Source organism: Stomatohabitans albus (assembly GCF_036336025.1).
In the GTDB taxonomy this organism is placed as follows: Bacteria; Actinomycetota; Nitriliruptoria; order Euzebyales; family Euzebyaceae; genus Stomatohabitans; species Stomatohabitans albus.
The window spans coordinates 210,778-228,048 of record NZ_JAYKKE010000001.1 but is presented as its reverse complement, the minus strand read 5'-3'; the positions used below and the strand labels follow the sequence as shown (position 1 = coordinate 228,048).

Genomic DNA, 17,271 nt, shown 5'->3' with positions numbered 1-17,271 from the left:
CGACCAGCCTTTGGTTTGACCTGTCCAAATGTCTCACCTTCAAGTTGACGTTTAACATTAATTAGGTCAGAATCTCACGGGTGGTATTACACGCGTGGTAGTAAAAGGTGTCCTCTTATGATGTTCGAGCAATTGCCCTGGGCTGGGCAGGCAAAATGCCTCCAGGCAGAGCCCGATACGTTCTTCCCTGAGAAGGGTGGATCAACACGCGAAGCCAAACGCATCTGCGCACTATGCGATGTCGCTAATGAATGTTTGGCCTACGCCCTGGCTAATGATGAACGATTTGGTATCTGGGGCGGCAAGAGTGAACGTGAACGCCGTCGCTTAAAAAAGGCAGCATCCTAGGTTCCATCAGCATTTCGACGGCCTTCAAGTCTCCCAACCTGTACGGCAAAACTAGTAAAGCTCCACCATATTTGGTTCGCTGTCCGGTACCCTGAATGCTCGCCCATGAGCACTGTACGTACTTCCCTCGCCCTACCCGCCACACCACACGTTCTTGTTGTGATGGTCGCCACTGGCAGACCCAATCACATCGTGTCGTCGATTCGAACGTTACGCGCCCAGACCTATCCGATGATGGACGTCGTTGCGGTTGATGACACTGGACTGTCTGACGTCTATGACGCCCTCTCTACCCGTCTGGGAGACGACCGGGTCTTACGACCTGACCGACGCGTTGGCTTTGCCCGTGCGGCCAATATGGCGCTACGCGATCCAATGGTTGCCAACACCGGCATGAAGGATGCCGATATCGTCATTTTTATGCGCTCAGATGTCGCGCTGTCACCCGATGCAATCGCATGGATGGTACGCCATCTCCAACAGCACCCTGACATCGCAATCGTTGGTCCAAAGATTCGTGCTTGGTCAGAGGCTCCGATCCTGCGAAGTTTTGGGATGAGTGCAGACTTCTTTGCCCACGCAGAAGGTGGTGTTGAAACTGGTGAATTAGACCAGGGCCAATACGACGATCGTGGAGAAGCGCTCTGGGTTGATGGCGCCTGTCTCGCCGTGCGCACCGATGTGTGGAAAACAATCGGTGGTTTTGATACGCGGTATGACCATCATCGTGAAGATTTTGATTTGTGTTGGCGCGCTCGCATCTTGGGAAACCAGGTCGGCCTCGTTCATGAGGCTGTAGCCTATGCCGCTGATCGAGACGAAGACCCAGTCAACACCCGCTATCTCCAAACCCGGAATACGATCACGACTCGCTGGAAAAATATGTCGACTGGGCGACTCATCGTTGCTCAGCTACTTAGCGTGGTCCTTGGTCTGGCCACATTGCTTTGGCTTGTCCTCACCCGGCGCTTTGGCCAAGCATGGGCCGTCATCCGGGCCTGGGCATGGGCCGTTGGACAACTCGGTGGGACCACCCGACGTCGTCACACGATTCAGCGATTACGAACAAAACCCGAACGGGCTATGGATTCGCTCAGGGTTGGCGGGTTACCGCGGGCAAACCGAGTGGTGCTCGCCTTTATAGAAACATTCATTCATGAAGATGATGCTGCCAATGATGAAAGCTGGTCGCTGACCGATCCGCTCGCTGACCAACCATTTCAGCGGTTTTTACGTGACCAGTCCTTGATCATCATCGGGCTACCGATGCTCATCGCGTTGATTTTCTCCACTGCTACCTTCTGGAATGACGGGGCCATCAGCGGTGGTCAAATCGCTCCTTGGGTTAATGGACATGATTGGATCAACGGACTATTAAGCGGTCAACCGCTCAGCCCCATCGGAGACGGCGGCCCAAGCTCACCCACCGCATGGGCACTTGCCAGTCTGGCCTGGGTCCTCCCCCTTCCAACATGGCTCGTACAGCGAATCACCCTCTTTGCCCTTCCGGTAGTGGCTTGGATCGGCACGATGTTTTTGGGTCGGTATCTCACAGGACGCCCAGCTCCACGAGTCTTCGCAGCCGCTGCGGTCGCATCCTCACCGCTCCTTGTTAATGCGATTGGAAGCGGAGACCTTGATGGGGCCTTGATCTTGGCTTTGACCCCTGGGCTTGCGAGTGCCACCCTTGGGCTCAGCACGGTGGGGCAGCCGGCAAAGGCATGGCGCGCCACAGCCTATTGGGCATTTATCGCAGCCATCATGGTTGGTGCCGATCCCCGTGCCGCACTATGGGTGATGGTGCCCTTACTCATCATTGCCATCGGTCGTAGCTTGCGCCCTGCATCGCGTATGGGCTTGGTCCGTATGGTTTCGGCCGTCATTTTAGGTGTCAGTTTGGTCGCCCCCTGGCTCGCTAAATGGGGCCCCACCATGGGTTGGCTCGATAGTTTTCAGCAGCCGATGTGGGACGACACCAATTTCTTGGCTGCCATTACTGGGCACATCGGCCAGACGCTAACGTTGGCAGCGCCAGATCCGATTGCGCTCATCAAGTTGGCACTTTCGGTCTTGGTGCCTGCAATTGCCGCAGTCGCAATGTTCACCATCGGGGTCCGTCGCAATGCCCTCGTTGCAGGATTGTCTGGATTGGCGGTAGTCCTCGGTGCCTTCGGGGTATTCAACATGACGAAGGCGGCAATAGGACAAGATTGGGGCGTTGGTGCCGGTGGCCTGTGGCTCATCGGGATCGCACTTCTCGTGGTTCTCACCGTCACGTGGAGTACCTGGGAAGAAGGTACCCGTACGCGTACAAGTGCGTGGGGCATGCTACTGAGTACATTCCTCGTTGCAGGTATTGGGTACCAGGGGTTTGAACTTGCGAACGGGCCATGGAACGGTTTACATGTTGACCCGCTTGCACCGGCCTTTGTATCTAGTGAGACCCTCCAGGTTGGTGCCCAACGTACGATTCGCCTTGGGCGTGACGCCCAAGGTCGGTTGGAATGGGCGGCAACGTGGGCTGACGGGCCACGGATGAATGCCTATGGGCAATTTGATGACCCAACGTTAGTTCAGGCTATTGATGAGGCATTACCAAGCGCGGTGCGCCAAATCGGTTCTAATGCAGGCAATGTTCTCGGCCTCCTTGGGGTGCGTTGGATTGTTCTTGACGGTGCAGATGAAGGGCTGACGTCGGCATTGAGTGCCCAGCCGTGGCTTGACCGGGTGCCCTCAACCGCGGCGGTTGTTTACCGTGTTGCAACTTGGCAACCGTTTGTGAGTATCCCCTCATCTGAACTTGCGGCAACCATACGAGCTGGTGGTGCGTTGCCCCCGTTGACAGAGGCAGAAACCCCACAGGTGCTGCGTCCGACCCGAACTGCGAATGGCTGGACCATGCCAGTTCCCGCAGGCGCTGGTGACCTTGTCATCTTGGCGTTAGGACATGGCAGTCAGTGGGAAGCTCGTGCAGATGGAACTGTGCTCCAACCGGTAAACGCCAATGGCAATGCCCTTGAGCTTGTGCATGCGTGGACGTTGCCGCCAAATACGCGCAGTGTTCAGATCACCGCAGTACGAGCCCCTCTAGACCAAGGGCTCATCATGCTCCAGGGGATCGTGCTCCTGATTATCTTGTCCTTGGCGCTCCGTCCACCAGGGCGGCGTACATCCACTGCCATTGATGATGGCGATCTTCCCGATGATTTGACAGAGATTACTGATTCAACTGGTCCTATCCCTGTTGTAACGACAACACCAACGCCTGGAGGACAATCATGAGTCGCCGTTCAATGGCCGCAGGTATTGCATGTATCGCAGTCGCTACCCTTGCCGCAGGTGCTGGGATAGCCCTTGATATGCCCAACAACCTGATCGGAGATCCGGCCACGGCGACGACAACAGACCTTGTCACCACGTTACCTCCTGCAAGTACTGGGTCACTGACCTGTCCCGGTACCGCAGATAAAGACACCACCCCGTCAATCCTTGTTCAGTCTGTGGATAACGAGCACGACGCGACGGTTAATGTCCGGTACCTGCAAACAAAAGGGGCCGCCCCCGATGACGAGCAATTTACTTTGAAGGCAGGGGAGCGCAGGATTTTGTCACGGACAAGTGCTGCGGTCCTGGATTGGGCTGGTGCACCAGTGCAAGCAAGTGTGGTTGATGCGGTTGGTGGGTTGAATAGTCGTGTCAATTGTGCAACGTCAGCTACCGATCAATGGGATCTGGTTGGTTTTGATACCACGCTTGGCTCAGTATCAACACTTGTATTGGCCAACCCAACGACCACCCCAGCCGTTGCAAACCTGTCTATTGCAACACCGTCGGGTCCGGTGAATTTGACCTTGGCTTCGGGAATTGAAGTCCCCGCGCTCAATCAAACTGTTATTGATCTCGCTGACTATGTTCCGAATGTGGAGGCGTTCTCGGTTCGTGTGTCCACGTCAGCTGGACGTGTTGTTGCCAGTGGAGAGTTGGTCCGACGAGCCGTTGACACAAATACTGCGGCGGCAACGCTGGGCCGGGTAACGGGTCGAGCACGGGTAGTGGGCGTTCCTATTCCGACGGATCAGGCCATTATTCCGGCCTTAGGGGCAACCCAGGCTGAGGGGGTAACGCCCGAACAATCTCAGCCGTCAACCGAAGGTGAGCCGTCTCCCCAAGCTACGCCGGCACCAGCACAAGCCGAAACGTTAGCCTCAAAGGATCATCAGCTCATTGTGGCAAACCCCAATGATGAACAAGTTACCGTTCAAGCCAAAGCAAGTGCTCCAGTCCCTGGGGAAGGCGCCTTGGCCGGTCCAATCACGGTGCCCGCAGGGTCAGTGGCGGTTGTCAAGCTCGGTGATATTTCAACATTGCCTAATCCGGGCTTGGTCGTGACGAGTGATAACGGAATGCCGATTGTGGCGGCTGTTCGCACCATTGGGGCAGACCTCGACATCACAAATGGGGTCAATGGAGCTGCAACTGATTGGGTGGTCACCGGTGTAGATGGCGCTCACGTGGCTATTTCCAACCCAGGGGAGGAGCCAACCACCGTGACAATCTTTTCCCCCGACGGTGAGGATACCATCACGGTTGGCGCAAATGCCGTCACACTCGTTCCGTCACCGGTCACAGGGTCGGTTCGTCTTGAAGCTGCAAACCCTGTGGTGGCCTCCTTACGGACGGCCAGTGTGGGGTGGTCGCTTGTTGGGATTGCGAGTCAAGAGCTTACCGGAGGTGGGTTGGCACCAAAAGCGGTCAGGCAAAGTACCAAGCTCACTACCCCTGCCCAAAACGCCACGGTAAAGCTCCGTGTTGAACCCCCTGTCGACCTTGTTCCCGGCGGATCACGGGCCAGTGAATTAAACCGTGTACCTGAACCGTCTGCGTCTGCATCTTCGCCCACAGGTACGCCCACCCCGGAACAATCTTCAAGTGCAACCCCTCGTGAACCAACTGGAACAAGCACGCTAGAAGTTCCATCTAATCTTCCTGCCCCTATTGATGAGGCACCATCAGAAACAATTATTGAAGATATTTTTGGGTAAATACGTTAAAACGGGATTACTTAACAAAACTTTTGACTGTTTTATGGCAGGATTTCAGCCGTTGCATTAGCAATTAGTTCTGTTCCGTCTGCTCTAGGGTCTGTACATGCCGTTTGGTCCGTCCTCAAAAATGAGAACGTGTGTCAAGACTGGTTGTCGTTGGCCTGCGGTAGCCACGTTGGCCTACCGCTATAGCTCTTCTGAAGCCTGGCTCACTGATCTCACACCAGAACCTGACCCATCCACTCACGACCTTTGTCCCCATCATGCAAACCAAATGCGGGTACCAGTCGGTTGGAACCTCATTGACGATCGTAATCCCGTTGAGCCGCGTAAAGAGCCAAGCGCAAATGAAATAGTTGATCGTGCGAATGCGGCACGGTTGCGATCACAGCGTGCACAACGCGCACAATTGGCACGTCCAGCTCGAGTTAATCGGTATGCCGAACTTCTTGCGGAATTGGATGAACTGGCCCAGAGCACCGCGTTAGCAACCCTGGAATCTGACGAAGAGTGGCGCGAACACGGATGGTCAGACCGTGAAGATACCGCTACCCAATTTGGACCAGTACTCAATGCGGTAGAACGAGCCAACCAACTTGCGGCATTTGCCGATCAAAACGATAGCCAGGATGAGGATGCAGAACCGATTGAACGTAATGAACACGGTGAACCAATCGGTGTGATTACGGCCCAAGAACAAGCCACCGCTGAGGTAGAACAGAATCAGCGGGAGTTGATCGAACATCGGTTGCATGAGCTATTGGACCGTATTGGGGCCAAGTCCAGGGTGCAACATCCTTCCTCCGGACGTGCGGTATCTCCGGACGTCGATTCGCCCGTGCATCCTGTCGAACATATCGAAGCTGGTGAGGGGCTCGCAACCGTCCTGCGACTGCCATTACCTCCACAGGACGAGGACGATCCTGAAGGGGCATAATTCCCTCGGTGAAATAGAGGTATCAGCCAGGCTTACGACCACGCGTTGAAAGGTTCAACCTCAGGTCTAAACCTTTGCGCAGGTGTGCCGATACTGTGAGCACAAGATCAATTCGGGCTACAAGGATGTAGCCCCGGCCGCATGGAGGCGACTGTATATGACGTGTGCGCATTGCCACAGCCACAACGTGGTGCAATTTGCTATTAGTCCGGCTGGACGCCCGATGCACTATTCAACGTGCCGAGGCTGCGAGGCTGGCTGGTGGACGAGTGACCAAGACAACAGTTTGGTTCCACTCGATGATGTATTGGCTCTCTTAGACGCATAGAACATTTCATAAACCTAAACCCCGGTTCCCCCTTCAACCGGGGTTTTTCCTATTCGTATAAATCGTTTAGACCCTTTTCTATTTAGTAGTTGAGAGAGTCTTGGACTTGTTTCTACCCAACGGGATACATGGTCAGACATACGCAGTATTTCAACGCCTTGAATGAAGTTCATACCTGTTGTGGGCTAAGCTCTTGTCTCATGTCTGCAAACGCTACTGATGGCCAACTAGAAGCCCTGTTTAATCCACATGACATTCGCGGAGTGTGGGGAGAGACCCTCGACGAGTACGCTGTGCGTCAGATCGTGCGTGCCGCGGTTCGGGTACTTCGCGGTGATGAGGATGCGATCGTGCTTGGTCGTGATGGTCGCCTCAGTAGTCCGGCTATTCACGCAATTGCTGTTGAGGAAATTACCCGTGCTGGCCTAGGCGTCGTTGATGTCGGGGAAACGGCCACTGAAGTGGTCTATTTCGGGTCTGGCATGTTTCGTTTACCGGGCATCATGATTACCGCCAGCCATAACAGCGCCCCGTGGAATGGATTTAAGTTCTGCCGACCCCTTGCTCGCCCGGTTGGAAAAGATAGCGGGTTGTGGGATATCCGTGCATTTGCGGCTGACCCTAATCTGCCTGCCCCTGATGCACAAGAACCAGGGCCGGTATCAGACCAGTCGGCTCTGAGTGAAACATACGCAAACCATATCCGACGCCTCATACCACTTAAACCCAACGATGATCAGTTAACCATCGTGATTGATGCAGCTAATGGCATGGCCAACGTGGTTGCCCCAATCGCATTCCAAGATTTAAATGTCATCTGGTTGGCTGACCGCATAGATGGGCGCTTTCCCGACCATGAACCAAACCCATTGAAGTCAGCCAATTTGGCTAATCTGATTGAAACAGTGCGCCGTGAACAAGCTGACCTTGGATTGGCGTTTGATGGGGACGCCGACCGTCTCATTTTGGTAACTGAAACGGGTGAAGCCGTGCCACCAGCGCTCGCCCAATCACACATCGCCCGACTCGCAATCAGTCGGTTTACCCACGACAACCAACCCCCAGTAGTGCTCTATAGCGAGGTATCGAGTCAAACGGTTCCGTTGTTGATCGAATCCAGCGGGGCAACCGCAGTCCAAACCCCTGTAGGCCACTCTGCAATTAAAGCACTGATGGCAACCCATCATGCCATTGCTGCAGTTGAACATTCAGGGCACTACTACTTCAACGCCACCTTCAACGCTGATTCAGCATTACTCGCTGCCGCGCTTGTTATCAACGATCTCATAGCCAAACGCGGGACGTGCACCGTTCGTGAACGCCTTGCTGACTTGCCTCGTTGGTATATGGCTGAAGAAGAAAATTGGACAACAGCATCACCCGATACGGTGTATGCACAAGTTCGTACGGAACTTCAATTCGAACCATCCCCGCTGCTTGGCGGTGGTGTGGCCTACCAAACATCCAATTGGCGCGCTACCTTACGTCCGTCCAATACTGAACCCTTGCTACGGTTCAATGTTGAAGCAGACGCTGAACACCTGCTAAAAGACATACAAGCACGTTTTCAACTAGCACTCCACGCCGCTGGTGCCCAACCTGAAGGATAACCATGACCGATACCCCCGCACGCAACCTTGCTGACCCTGCTGTAGTAGATGCGTTACGAACGGCTCTGGGCGGGCTACAACCGAAGGTATTTATCACCCTCGGATCTGGTCTCGGGGCGTTAGCTGAGCATATTAACGATCCCATTGATATTCCGTTTACTGCGGTGGGATTGCCTGACACGACAGTTGAGGGGCATTCAGGGGCATTTCGTGCTGGCCACTTGAACGGAGTACCTGTCTTAGTACAACGTGGCCGGATTCACCTCTATGAAGGCCAGCCCATTGATCGGGTTGTCGCTGCGGTTCGGGCCGCAGCTGGTTTGGGCATCAACCTCTTTGTGGTGACCAACGCTGCGGGTGGAATCAACGATACGCTTGCCCCCGGTGATTTAATGGTGATCAACGATCACATCAACTTCACCGGAATGCATCCATCCATTGGCCATCTTCCCCCGGTCTTTGTGGATATGAGTGATGCGTACACGATGGCATTACGTGAACGTTTTATTGCGCACGCTAAAGCTGTTGGTGAACATGTCCAACAAGGGGTCTACATCGGGTTTACTGGGCCGAGCTATGAAACTCCCGCAGAGATTGAAATGTGTCGGCGCTGGGGCGGCCATGCGGTCGGGATGAGTACCGTCAACGAGGTTATTGCGGCAGTTGATGCCGGTATGCAAGTATTTGGATGCTCCTTGATAACGAATGTGCATAAGGTTGGTGGCACACCGACGAACCATCAGGAAGTCATCGAAGCAGGCGATATTGCTGGCCCCCGACTCGCTGCATTGTTGGAGAGTTGGCTACCTCAATTGGATTTGTAATGCCCGACGATATTATGCACCGTCTCTCAGCACGGATCGCTGAACGGGCGGTACAGCCCCAAGAAGGGTCGTACACAAATACGGTGTTGGCCGACCCGCTGCTGGCGCAGCGAAAAGTGATGGAAGAGGCCTTTGAAACATGCCTCGAAGTGCGTGAAGACACCACCCAAACTGATCATGACGCCATTGCAGGTGAAGCGGCTGATGTCATCTTTCATCTCCTTGTCCTGCTGAGAACACAAGGGGTTGGATGGCAAGACGTTGAGCGCCATCTTGTTGATCGATTTGGCTCACCAGCCCGTCACTCGACGTACGGCAATCTCTCCTAGCACAACCAGGCGGTGACACGGCTGGTTGGGGGTTGTAACGATTATTCCTGCCAGAACAATAAGTGAGGACCTATGACTTCATTTCCTACTGCGGTCCAAGCCAATAGCCACGACCTCGTACGCCTTGGTGTTCCAAGCAAGGGGCGTTTGCGTGACTTTGCCATTGAGTTGCTGTCCACTGCGGGGTACCACACCACCGCACTCCGTGGTACTGGTTCGGCTGTTCAGGAAGATAGCGGGCTTGAGTTTATTGAAATGCGTCCCAGAGATGCTGCGGCAGCCTTAGCGGTTGGAACACTTGATGGGGCATTCCTCAGTACGGATATTGCCGCAGAGTTCGGCCTGGGTGCGGCGCCACGTTTACCGCTTGGATACGCAAGGAATCGGCTCATTGTTGCCAGTCGTGACGACGATGGCCGTACCAGTGTCCAGGATTTAGCAGGTGGAACGGTTGCTACCCACCAACCGGTCAATACGCAACGCTTCTTTGATCAGCTCGGCATTAATGTGACCGTGGTGCATATGGGTGGGTCACTCGAAGGAGTGTGCGCGGCCGGCATCGCCGATGCGATTGTTGATAATTCAGAGACCGGCACCTCATTGCGCCAAAATAGGTTGCGCGTACTTGCTGAGATCATGGCGTGTGAAGCGGAGTTCGTCCATAGCGATGAAGCGCACCCGATCATTGATGATCTCGTTCTGCGAGTTAAAGCGGCCCTAGATGCACGTCAAGCTCGGTACGTGATGTTGCATATTCCGGTTGACCGTATTGACGACCTGCGTGGGTTGTTCCCTGGCCTGGCGAGTCCCACGGTGTTACCCCTCGCCGGACGTGATGACCTAGTGGCCTTGCATTTTGTCTGTGGAAACCGTGACCTTTGGGCCAATCTCAGCGACTTGCGCGCCCTTGGTGCCACCGGCATTGTGGCCCTTCAGGTTGGCGCTTTACTTAATTAACTTCAGGGGACATTGCGTTCGCACTAGCGTCATGCAGCGCCTTTCCCACCGGTGTGTGAGGGGGGAGACCGCCTTGCTACAGTAATGATGTGAACGTGCTAAGCCTTGTTATTCCACATCGTTGCCTATCATGTCTCGATATTGTGCGATATCCAGGGTTATGCTCGCTGTGCATAGCTGCAAGCCCGACAGATGGGCAGGTCTATCAACTCAGCCCGATGATTCAAATGCAGTCTGCCTATCCCTACGATTCACCAGTCGGTGCGGCGATCCGATTTGTGAAACGATCTGGAAGTCTCCCTGGGGCGCAAGCCCTTGCAGACCTGCTCGCACCCACGCTAAGTAACGTTCCACCGGAACGTCGAACATTTATTCCTGCTCCATGGATACGGATGCGTCGGCGCGGTTTGGATCTACCCGAGTGGCTAGCTGGGCCAGGGGCACAACGTCTTTTTATTCGCAAGATCGGTCGACGGCAACAGGGGTTGGGCGAAGCTGAGCGTAAACGCAATGCGAAACGCCATCTGGTCTTATCGGGGAATCGAATTCCTCATGACCACATGGTGCTGATTGATGACGTACGCACAACAGGCGCAACAACACTCGCTGGAGCATCGTTGTTAGTTGCCAAGGGGATTCGTGTCAGTATCGTGACATTGGCCGGAGTTGGCCGTCCATGAACAACTGATGGCGAGTCAACAGGTCTGGTGAATAGAACGTTATCTTTTTTTAAGAAATTGGTCAGACTGACCAATCAGCACAAAAAGTGATTCGCTTTTTTTGCGCTGGTGTGCTTGCATGGCTGCACTGGGTTCATCCCGGATGACAACTACATCTCTTAGCCTCAAAGGAGGGCTGTCATGGACATCGCGATTCGTGTTCGTAACGGGGACATTCATGCCAAGCTGAAAGAGGAGGCAATCGAGCGTGTAAACCACGCCACCCGCATCTTTGACAAATTAGTCAGCGCAGAGGTGATGTTTGACGAAGAGAACAATCCGCGCATCGCAAAGGCAGCCACTGTTGAAATTACATCTCATGCCCGGCGTCACGTTATCCGTGGTGTAGGTCAGGCCGAGGACCACCGTTCAGCACTTGATATAGCCATTGATAAGTATGAGCGTGCATTACGCAAATATAAGGAGCGGCTCGTTGATGCTCGCCGGAAGGCGGCGGACACCACGCCACCGGCTACGACTGATCTCCCACCGCTCAAACTTGGTGGGGCACTGGGTCTCACACCAGATGAAGAATTGGTCAGCCGTCGGAAGGTTTTTGTCCTTAATCGTATGAGCGAAGAAGAAGCTGCATTACAGCTTGATTTACTTGGCCACGATTTCTTTTTATTCCTTAATCCAGAGAACGGTCGACCGAGTGTGATGTATCGTCGCGGTGAAGGTGATCTTGGGTTGATTGAGACACTTCCTGAAGAAGCCTAACTATCCTTTGACAGGCCCCGGCAGATGCCGGGGCCCTTTTACGGGTATGGCATATACCCTAGGTAGCCATTCATCCCACCTAATGATTGTGTAGTGAGGACCCAAATGGGATTGCTCGAAAAGTTTTTACGCGCCGGTGAAGGCAAACGCCTGAAAGAACTCTGGCAATTGACCGATGTGATTACCGGTCTTGAATCAACGGTGAAAGACCTGTCTGATGCGGAATTGAAGGCTCGCACCGATGAGTTCAAAGCCCGCCTTGAAGACGGGGAAACCTTGGACGACATTATGCCGGACGCATTCGCAACCGCGCGTGAAGCGGCCTACCGCGTACTTGGTTTGCGCGCCTATGACGTACAAGTGATCGGTGGCATGGTCATTCACCAAGGTGATATTGCCCAAATGCGTACCGGTGAAGGAAAGACCCTCACCTCAGTTATGCCGGTATACCTGAATGCCCTCACGGGCAAAGGTGTCCACGTGGTGACGGTGAACCCCTACCTAGCCAGTCGTGACGCCCAACAAATGGGTCGTGTCCATGGGTTCTTGGGATTGACGACGGGCTATGTTCATGCTGAACAGACCAGGTGGGATAAACAGCGGGCCTACGCACGCGATATCACCTATTCAACTAATAATGAATTGGGGTTCGATTACCTGCGTGACCACATGGTGCTGGCACCAGATGAACTGGTGCAGCGGGGGCATGAATTTGCCATTGTCGACGAAATTGACTCTATCCTGATTGATGAGGCCCGTACCCCGCTAATCATCTCCGGTCCTGCAGATGAGTCAAGCCAGTGGTACCACGTCTTCGCACAGCGCATTGCGCCTCGGTTGCGTCGTGATGAGCACTACGACGTTGATGAAGCGAAACGCACCATCGGGCTGACCGAAGAAGGTGTGGAAGCGGTCGAAGAGATGCTGGGTGTTGGCAATCTGTATGCCGATGCGAACACACCGCTCATTCATTATCTAGAAAACTCCATTCGGGCCAAGGAATTATTCGTCCGAGACGATCAGTACATCGTTGAAGATGGCGAAGTCATGATTGTTGACGAGCACACCGGTCGTACCTTGCCTGGCCGTCGGTACTCTGACGGTCTCCACCAGGCCATTGAAGCCAAAGAAGGGGTGGAGATTCAAAAGGAGAACCAAACCCTAGCCACCATTACGTTGCAGAATTACTTCCGCAACTACAACAAGCTAGGCGGTATGACCGGTACGGCTGAAACGGAAGAAGCTGAGTTCTCTGAAACCTACGATATGGGTGTTGTCGCCATTCCAACGAACCGCCCAGTTATTCGTATTGATAACCCTGACCTCGTGTTCCGCACGTTGGAAGGGAAAATGCATGCCCTGGTTGAGGATATCCGTGGCCGCCAAGCAAATGGTCAACCGGTCCTTATCGGTACAGCAAGTGTGGATCAATCCGAAGAATTGAGTGAGCGCTTGCGTAAAGAAGGCATTGATCACACCACGCTGAATGCCAAGAACCACTTCCGTGAAGCAGACATCATTGCCCAGGCTGGGCGCGTGGGGTCAGTCACGGTGGCGACCAATATGGCTGGTCGTGGTGTGGACATCATGCTGGGTGGAAATGCGGAGCACCTGGCGACCAAGGAAGCGAATCGCATCGTGGGGGCCGAGCCTGTGCTTGACCCTGAAACGGGTGAAGCCGAAGATCGTGATGAATGGGAACAACGGTGGAAGGCTGCCTACGATGAGGCGATTGGCCGGTATGAAGAAGATGTATTACGCCAGCGTGAAGAAGTATTAGAAGCCGGTGGGCTGTATGTCGTCGGTACAGTTCGGCACGAAAGTCGCCGTATTGATAATCAGTTACGCGGGCGTTCCGGCCGTCAAGGTGACCCAGGGGAAAGTCGTTTCTACCTGTCCTTAGAAGACGACTTGATGCGCTTATTTAACGCAAATGCCGTGGCCACCATTATGCAGCGCTTCAATGTGCCAGAAGATGTGCCGATTGAGCACAAAATGGTGAGCCGTGGTGTTGAACGCGCCCAAGCCCAGGTTGAGAGTCGTAACTTTGAGATCCGTAAGAATGTGCTCAAATACGACGACGTGATGAACGAACAGCGCAAAGTTATTTACGCCGAACGTGAAGCGATCTTGCATGGCGAAGATGAGGTCGTTGAAGAGCTGAGTGAAACCTTTGTTGAGGATGTGGTCAACAACCTTTGTAACGCCTACGCTCCTGAGCATACGTTTAGTGAAGAATGGGCCATCGAGGAGCTCATTGAAAAGGTCGCTGAAACCTTCTCAATGGATGACCTTGAGATTGATCCCACCGCATATGAAACCAAAGATGGGCATGCACGACTAGTTGAAGATATCGAAGACGTTGCGATGGAAGCCTATGAGCAACGTGAGCAAGACCTGGGCGTAGACCAGATGCGTGCGATTGAACGACGCGTTATTTTGACCGTACTTGACCGTGCTTGGCGTGAACATCTCTATGAGATGGACCAACTTCGTGACGGCATTGGCCTGCGTGCCGTGGGTCAGCGTGATCCACTAGTTGAATATAAGCGCGAGGCATTCTTTGCCTTTGAGAGTGTTCAGGCACGTATCAAGGAAGAGAGCGTCGGCTATATCTTCAATATGCCCACTGACCGTGTACGGATGACGGCTCAGCCTGCGATGGCACCAACGATGGCGCCAGGATTCACCCCGAAGGCGCAACAAGCTCCCGTCCTTGAACCAACCATTCCGTCTGACATGGTGTACGAAACAAAGTCAAAGCCACAAAAGGGTAAGTCCCGAGCGAGCTATAGCTTTGACGTTGCAAACCCAAACGAGGAGTAACTTCCTTCAGTACTTCGATGCGATTGCTGGTGCTAAAAGCACCAGCAATCGGTCGTTTAGCGAACCTTTAGTGCGGAGAGACCATAAGGAGTAGTGACTTTAATACCCTAAGTAGTTGATGCAATTGTCATGCATTCGCAGATTGAGAGATAATCGGTCTTGATTTTGTCCCATTCAAACCACTATCCAATGTGTTGATTGAGAAAGAAGGCACCGATGGCGTTCAAAATCCGTACTCTTTCAACTGCCGTTTGCATGGCGGTAGGACTCTTGATTCCCCTCCCAGGCGTACCGTTTGTCAGTCCTGCGCCTGTACAAGCACAGCCACCAGCGGTAAATGCCCCGCCGGTTGTGAAACTTCCCGATAAGACAGTTCGGTGCAAACAAGCTGAACCATGTCGTACAAAGCTAGATATCACTGATGACAGCACACCGGTCCGTGATTTGAAGGTTGCGGTGGAAACGGAGCATAAAGCGACTGTTGCCTATGAATCAGATGGTTGGTATCTGTCCATTGACACCACGAACTACACCAGTACCATAGACGTCTTTGTCACGGCAACCGATACCGAGCAACGCTCAACGACCGCAAAAATGCGTGTAGGTATTCGAGCTGCAGTTCCCTACATGCACCCAACTGTTGATCGGTATGGCCGTATCGGCAAAGCGATAGACAAGATCTTGGTTCATGTCGTTGATATCGCCGATGAAGATGTAGACGGCACACATGTCGAAATTGAAGGGTTGCCACCTGGTCTTGTCCATAACCCTGTGCCACCAAACCCAAACCGAAAATTGATCACCTATATCGAGGGAACGCCCACCAAGGCGGGGGTGTATACCGTCACTGAGCGGTTGATCAATAAGACAAATAACGAGATAAACCGGTTGTCTTTTAAGATCACGGTACTTGAACCCAATGCCCCGCGCGTGCCAGGGGCCTTTGACGTTCCGATCATCAAGGCAACAAAAGGTGATGAGCTCCGCAACGCATTCCCCATCCAGCATCATTCTGGTGAGTTCCCTTTAAGTGAGCTGAAGTTTGAGGCTGATAACCCACTCCTTTCCTTGCGGCGTGCGCACCTTCGCTGGCAGATCACCTTGAATACAAAGGATGCGGTAGCACCTACTCCTGTCAAAATCACAATGGTTGAACCTGATGGTGTTAGGACAGATCAGTGGACAACGCTGCAAGTGGACGATCCCGCCCTGAAAACACGTGCATTGCTGGGTGTTCCTGAAACAGTCGACCAGATTGTTAATACACCCATTCAGCCGTTCACCATTAAGGTCGAAAACCCTGTTCCTACCGATGTCATCGAGGTTAAGGGTCTTCCCGAAGGGGTGACCTTCGATGCGGCATCACGCACGGTGCGTGGTACCCCAACAAAGGTCGGAACATTCAGCGCAGTTGTGGCATTCCGGGACGCAACGGGTGCGCCCCAAGATGCAAAACGAATATTGTTCACCATCAAGACGCCTTCACCGGTACCGCCACCGGCTGCTCCACTGCCGAATCCAACTCCAACGCCAACACCAACGCCAAATCCTTCTCCAGGTCCTGCCGGTACGGTTGAAGGGACCCGTGTAAGCGGGCCGACTCGTGTCGAAACCGCCGTAGCTATCAGTCAGCAACGCTATGGCGACAAACAGGCAGACACGGTTGTACTTGCCCGTGCTGATCAAGTTGCTGATGCGGTAGCATCAACACCTCTGGCTTATCAGGCAAAAGCACCAGTGTTGCTTACACAGTCTGACCAACTGCATCCTGCCACGTTGAAAGAGTTGCAACGGGTATTGAAGCCGTCAGGCAAGATGCTCCTGATGGGCCAGCACGTTGCGATTTCTGAGCAAGTACAGACTGAACTTGCAACAGCCTTCCCCCAGGCAACGATTGAACGGATTGGTGGAGTAAACCGATTCGCAACATCAGTTGAGATTTACCGCAAGCTCAACCAGCCTGGCACGGTTGCGCTTGTCGATGCTGATAACCGCACCATGGCTGATGCACTTGTGGCGGGAACTGCCATGGCGCAGGTCACTGATGGTGGTAAAGCAACACCTGGGGCAATTCTCTATACGAGCCTTGGGAACATTCCCCCTGAAACACAAGCGCTTCTTGGCGGTACATCAGTAAAAACACGATATGCCTATGAACGTGCCATAGCTGACCAGGCTAAGGCAACACTCATTGCCGGCTCTAATTCAGCTGAGCGTGCGGTCACAACGGCGCAACAATTCTTTAAGACGGTGCCCGCGGTGGCCCTTACATCTGGTAAGGAAGCGAACACTGTTGATGCGCTCGCTGGTGGCGTGGATGCAGCCCAAATGGGTGCCCCACTCCTCCTTGTACTCGGTGATGGGCACGATGGGACGTTACGGACCTACCTGTCGAAACTGGTAAGTGATCAGCAACTAAAGACGGTCCGTGCCTACGGTGGCCCCGAAGCGATCAACCAAGCCAGTCTCGAAGGGTTGTTCGGCAAAGATGTCACCCTGACGTGGAATACAACTCCCTATAAGCCGTAACTAAACAGCGTGGACGGGAGCACCTACGTGCTCCCGTCCACTACCGTCTTTGCTGTTACTACCAGAACGTCTGGTGACTAGGGTTAGCTATCGTGAGAT

General features: G+C 53.7%; 13 protein-coding genes. All 13 read left to right on the top strand.

All coding sequences use genetic code 11. From position 1 onward, the window contains the following. The first annotated feature begins 117 nt into the window (after positions 1–117). The 13 genes from VCU37_RS00920 (at position 118) to VCU37_RS00860 (ending at position 17,172) form a co-directional block, all read left to right on the top strand. Positions 118–348: a WhiB family transcriptional regulator gene (locus VCU37_RS00920; RefSeq protein WP_336248754.1), complete on the top strand. Its 231-nt coding sequence runs from the start codon at positions 118–120 to the stop codon at positions 346–348. Positions 349–453: 105 nt separating this feature from the next. Further along, positions 454–3,630, top strand: coding sequence for a glycosyltransferase family 2 protein (locus VCU37_RS00915; protein ID WP_336248753.1), 3,177 nt, complete (start codon positions 454–456; stop codon positions 3,628–3,630). Continuing rightward, entirely contained in the window at positions 3,627–5,390 is a 1,764-nt protein-coding gene (locus VCU37_RS00910) for a DUF5719 family protein (RefSeq protein ID WP_336248752.1), read from the top strand. Before VCU37_RS00915 ends, VCU37_RS00910 begins: the two co-directional genes overlap by 4 nt. Positions 5,391–5,496: 106 nt before the next feature. Then, positions 5,497–6,330 carry a DUF3499 family protein gene (locus VCU37_RS00905; protein ID WP_336248751.1) on the top strand — a complete coding sequence of 278 codons (834 nt, stop codon included), beginning with the start codon at positions 5,497–5,499 and terminating at the stop codon, positions 6,328–6,330. A gap of 157 nt (positions 6,331–6,487) precedes the next feature. Further along, a complete protein-coding gene (locus VCU37_RS00900) occupies positions 6,488–6,658 on the top strand; it encodes a hypothetical protein (RefSeq protein ID WP_336248750.1) in 171 nt (56 codons plus the stop codon). 200 nt (positions 6,659–6,858) lie between these two features. Beyond that, the gene (locus VCU37_RS00895) at positions 6,859–8,268 is read left to right on the top strand and encodes a phosphohexomutase domain-containing protein (RefSeq protein WP_336248749.1); all 1,410 of its coding nucleotides are present in this window, start codon (positions 6,859–6,861) and stop codon (positions 8,266–8,268) included. A gap of 2 nt (positions 8,269–8,270) precedes the next feature. Further along, positions 8,271–9,092 carry a purine-nucleoside phosphorylase gene (locus VCU37_RS00890; protein ID WP_336248748.1) on the top strand — a complete coding sequence of 274 codons (822 nt, stop codon included), beginning with the start codon at positions 8,271–8,273 and terminating at the stop codon, positions 9,090–9,092. Continuing rightward, entirely contained in the window at positions 9,092–9,421 is a 330-nt protein-coding gene (gene hisE, locus VCU37_RS00885) for a phosphoribosyl-ATP diphosphatase (RefSeq protein WP_336248747.1), read from the top strand. The genes VCU37_RS00890 and hisE overlap by 1 nt, the downstream gene beginning before the upstream one ends. Positions 9,422–9,493: 72 nt before the next feature. Continuing rightward, the gene (gene hisG, locus VCU37_RS00880; RefSeq protein ID WP_336248746.1) at positions 9,494–10,378 is read left to right on the top strand and encodes an ATP phosphoribosyltransferase; all 885 of its coding nucleotides are present in this window, start codon (positions 9,494–9,496) and stop codon (positions 10,376–10,378) included. Positions 10,379–10,467: 89 nt separating this feature from the next. After that, positions 10,468–11,058, top strand: coding sequence for a ComF family protein (locus VCU37_RS00875; protein ID WP_336248745.1), 591 nt, complete (start codon positions 10,468–10,470; stop codon positions 11,056–11,058). Between the two features lie 180 nt (positions 11,059–11,238). Beyond that, positions 11,239–11,817, top strand: a complete 579-nt coding sequence (gene hpf, locus VCU37_RS00870) for a ribosome hibernation-promoting factor, HPF/YfiA family (RefSeq protein WP_336248744.1) — start codon at positions 11,239–11,241, stop codon at positions 11,815–11,817. A 105-nt stretch (positions 11,818–11,922) separates the two neighbouring features. Then, complete coding sequence (gene secA / locus VCU37_RS00865; RefSeq protein WP_336248743.1) at positions 11,923–14,643, top strand: preprotein translocase subunit SecA; 2,721 nt, start codon at positions 11,923–11,925, stop codon at positions 14,641–14,643. Between the two features lie 255 nt (positions 14,644–14,898). Then, positions 14,899–17,172, top strand: a complete 2,274-nt coding sequence (locus VCU37_RS00860) for a cell wall-binding repeat-containing protein (RefSeq protein WP_336248742.1) — start codon at positions 14,899–14,901, stop codon at positions 17,170–17,172. Positions 17,173–17,271: the final 99 nt, after the last annotated feature.

What these genes read in the sequence shown, in the direction of transcription:
- VCU37_RS00920 (WP_336248754.1), top strand. Translation starts at nt 118, where the DNA reads ATGATGTTCGAGCAATTGCCCTGGGCTGGGCAGGCAAAATGCCTCCAG.
- VCU37_RS00915 (WP_336248753.1), top strand. Translation starts at nt 454, where the DNA reads ATGAGCACTGTACGTACTTCCCTCGCCCTACCCGCCACACCACACGTT.
- VCU37_RS00910 (WP_336248752.1), top strand. Translation starts at nt 3,627, where the DNA reads ATGAGTCGCCGTTCAATGGCCGCAGGTATTGCATGTATCGCAGTCGCT.
- VCU37_RS00905 (WP_336248751.1), top strand. Translation starts at nt 5,497, where the DNA reads ATGCCGTTTGGTCCGTCCTCAAAAATGAGAACGTGTGTCAAGACTGGT.
- VCU37_RS00900 (WP_336248750.1), top strand. Translation starts at nt 6,488, where the DNA reads ATGACGTGTGCGCATTGCCACAGCCACAACGTGGTGCAATTTGCTATT.
- VCU37_RS00895 (WP_336248749.1), top strand. Translation starts at nt 6,859, where the DNA reads ATGTCTGCAAACGCTACTGATGGCCAACTAGAAGCCCTGTTTAATCCA.
- VCU37_RS00890 (WP_336248748.1), top strand. Translation starts at nt 8,271, where the DNA reads ATGACCGATACCCCCGCACGCAACCTTGCTGACCCTGCTGTAGTAGAT.
- hisE (WP_336248747.1), top strand. Translation starts at nt 9,092, where the DNA reads ATGCCCGACGATATTATGCACCGTCTCTCAGCACGGATCGCTGAACGG.
- hisG (WP_336248746.1), top strand. Translation starts at nt 9,494, where the DNA reads ATGACTTCATTTCCTACTGCGGTCCAAGCCAATAGCCACGACCTCGTA.
- hpf (WP_336248744.1), top strand. Translation starts at nt 11,239, where the DNA reads ATGGACATCGCGATTCGTGTTCGTAACGGGGACATTCATGCCAAGCTG.
- secA (WP_336248743.1), top strand. Translation starts at nt 11,923, where the DNA reads ATGGGATTGCTCGAAAAGTTTTTACGCGCCGGTGAAGGCAAACGCCTG.
- VCU37_RS00860 (WP_336248742.1), top strand. Translation starts at nt 14,899, where the DNA reads ATGGCGGTAGGACTCTTGATTCCCCTCCCAGGCGTACCGTTTGTCAGT.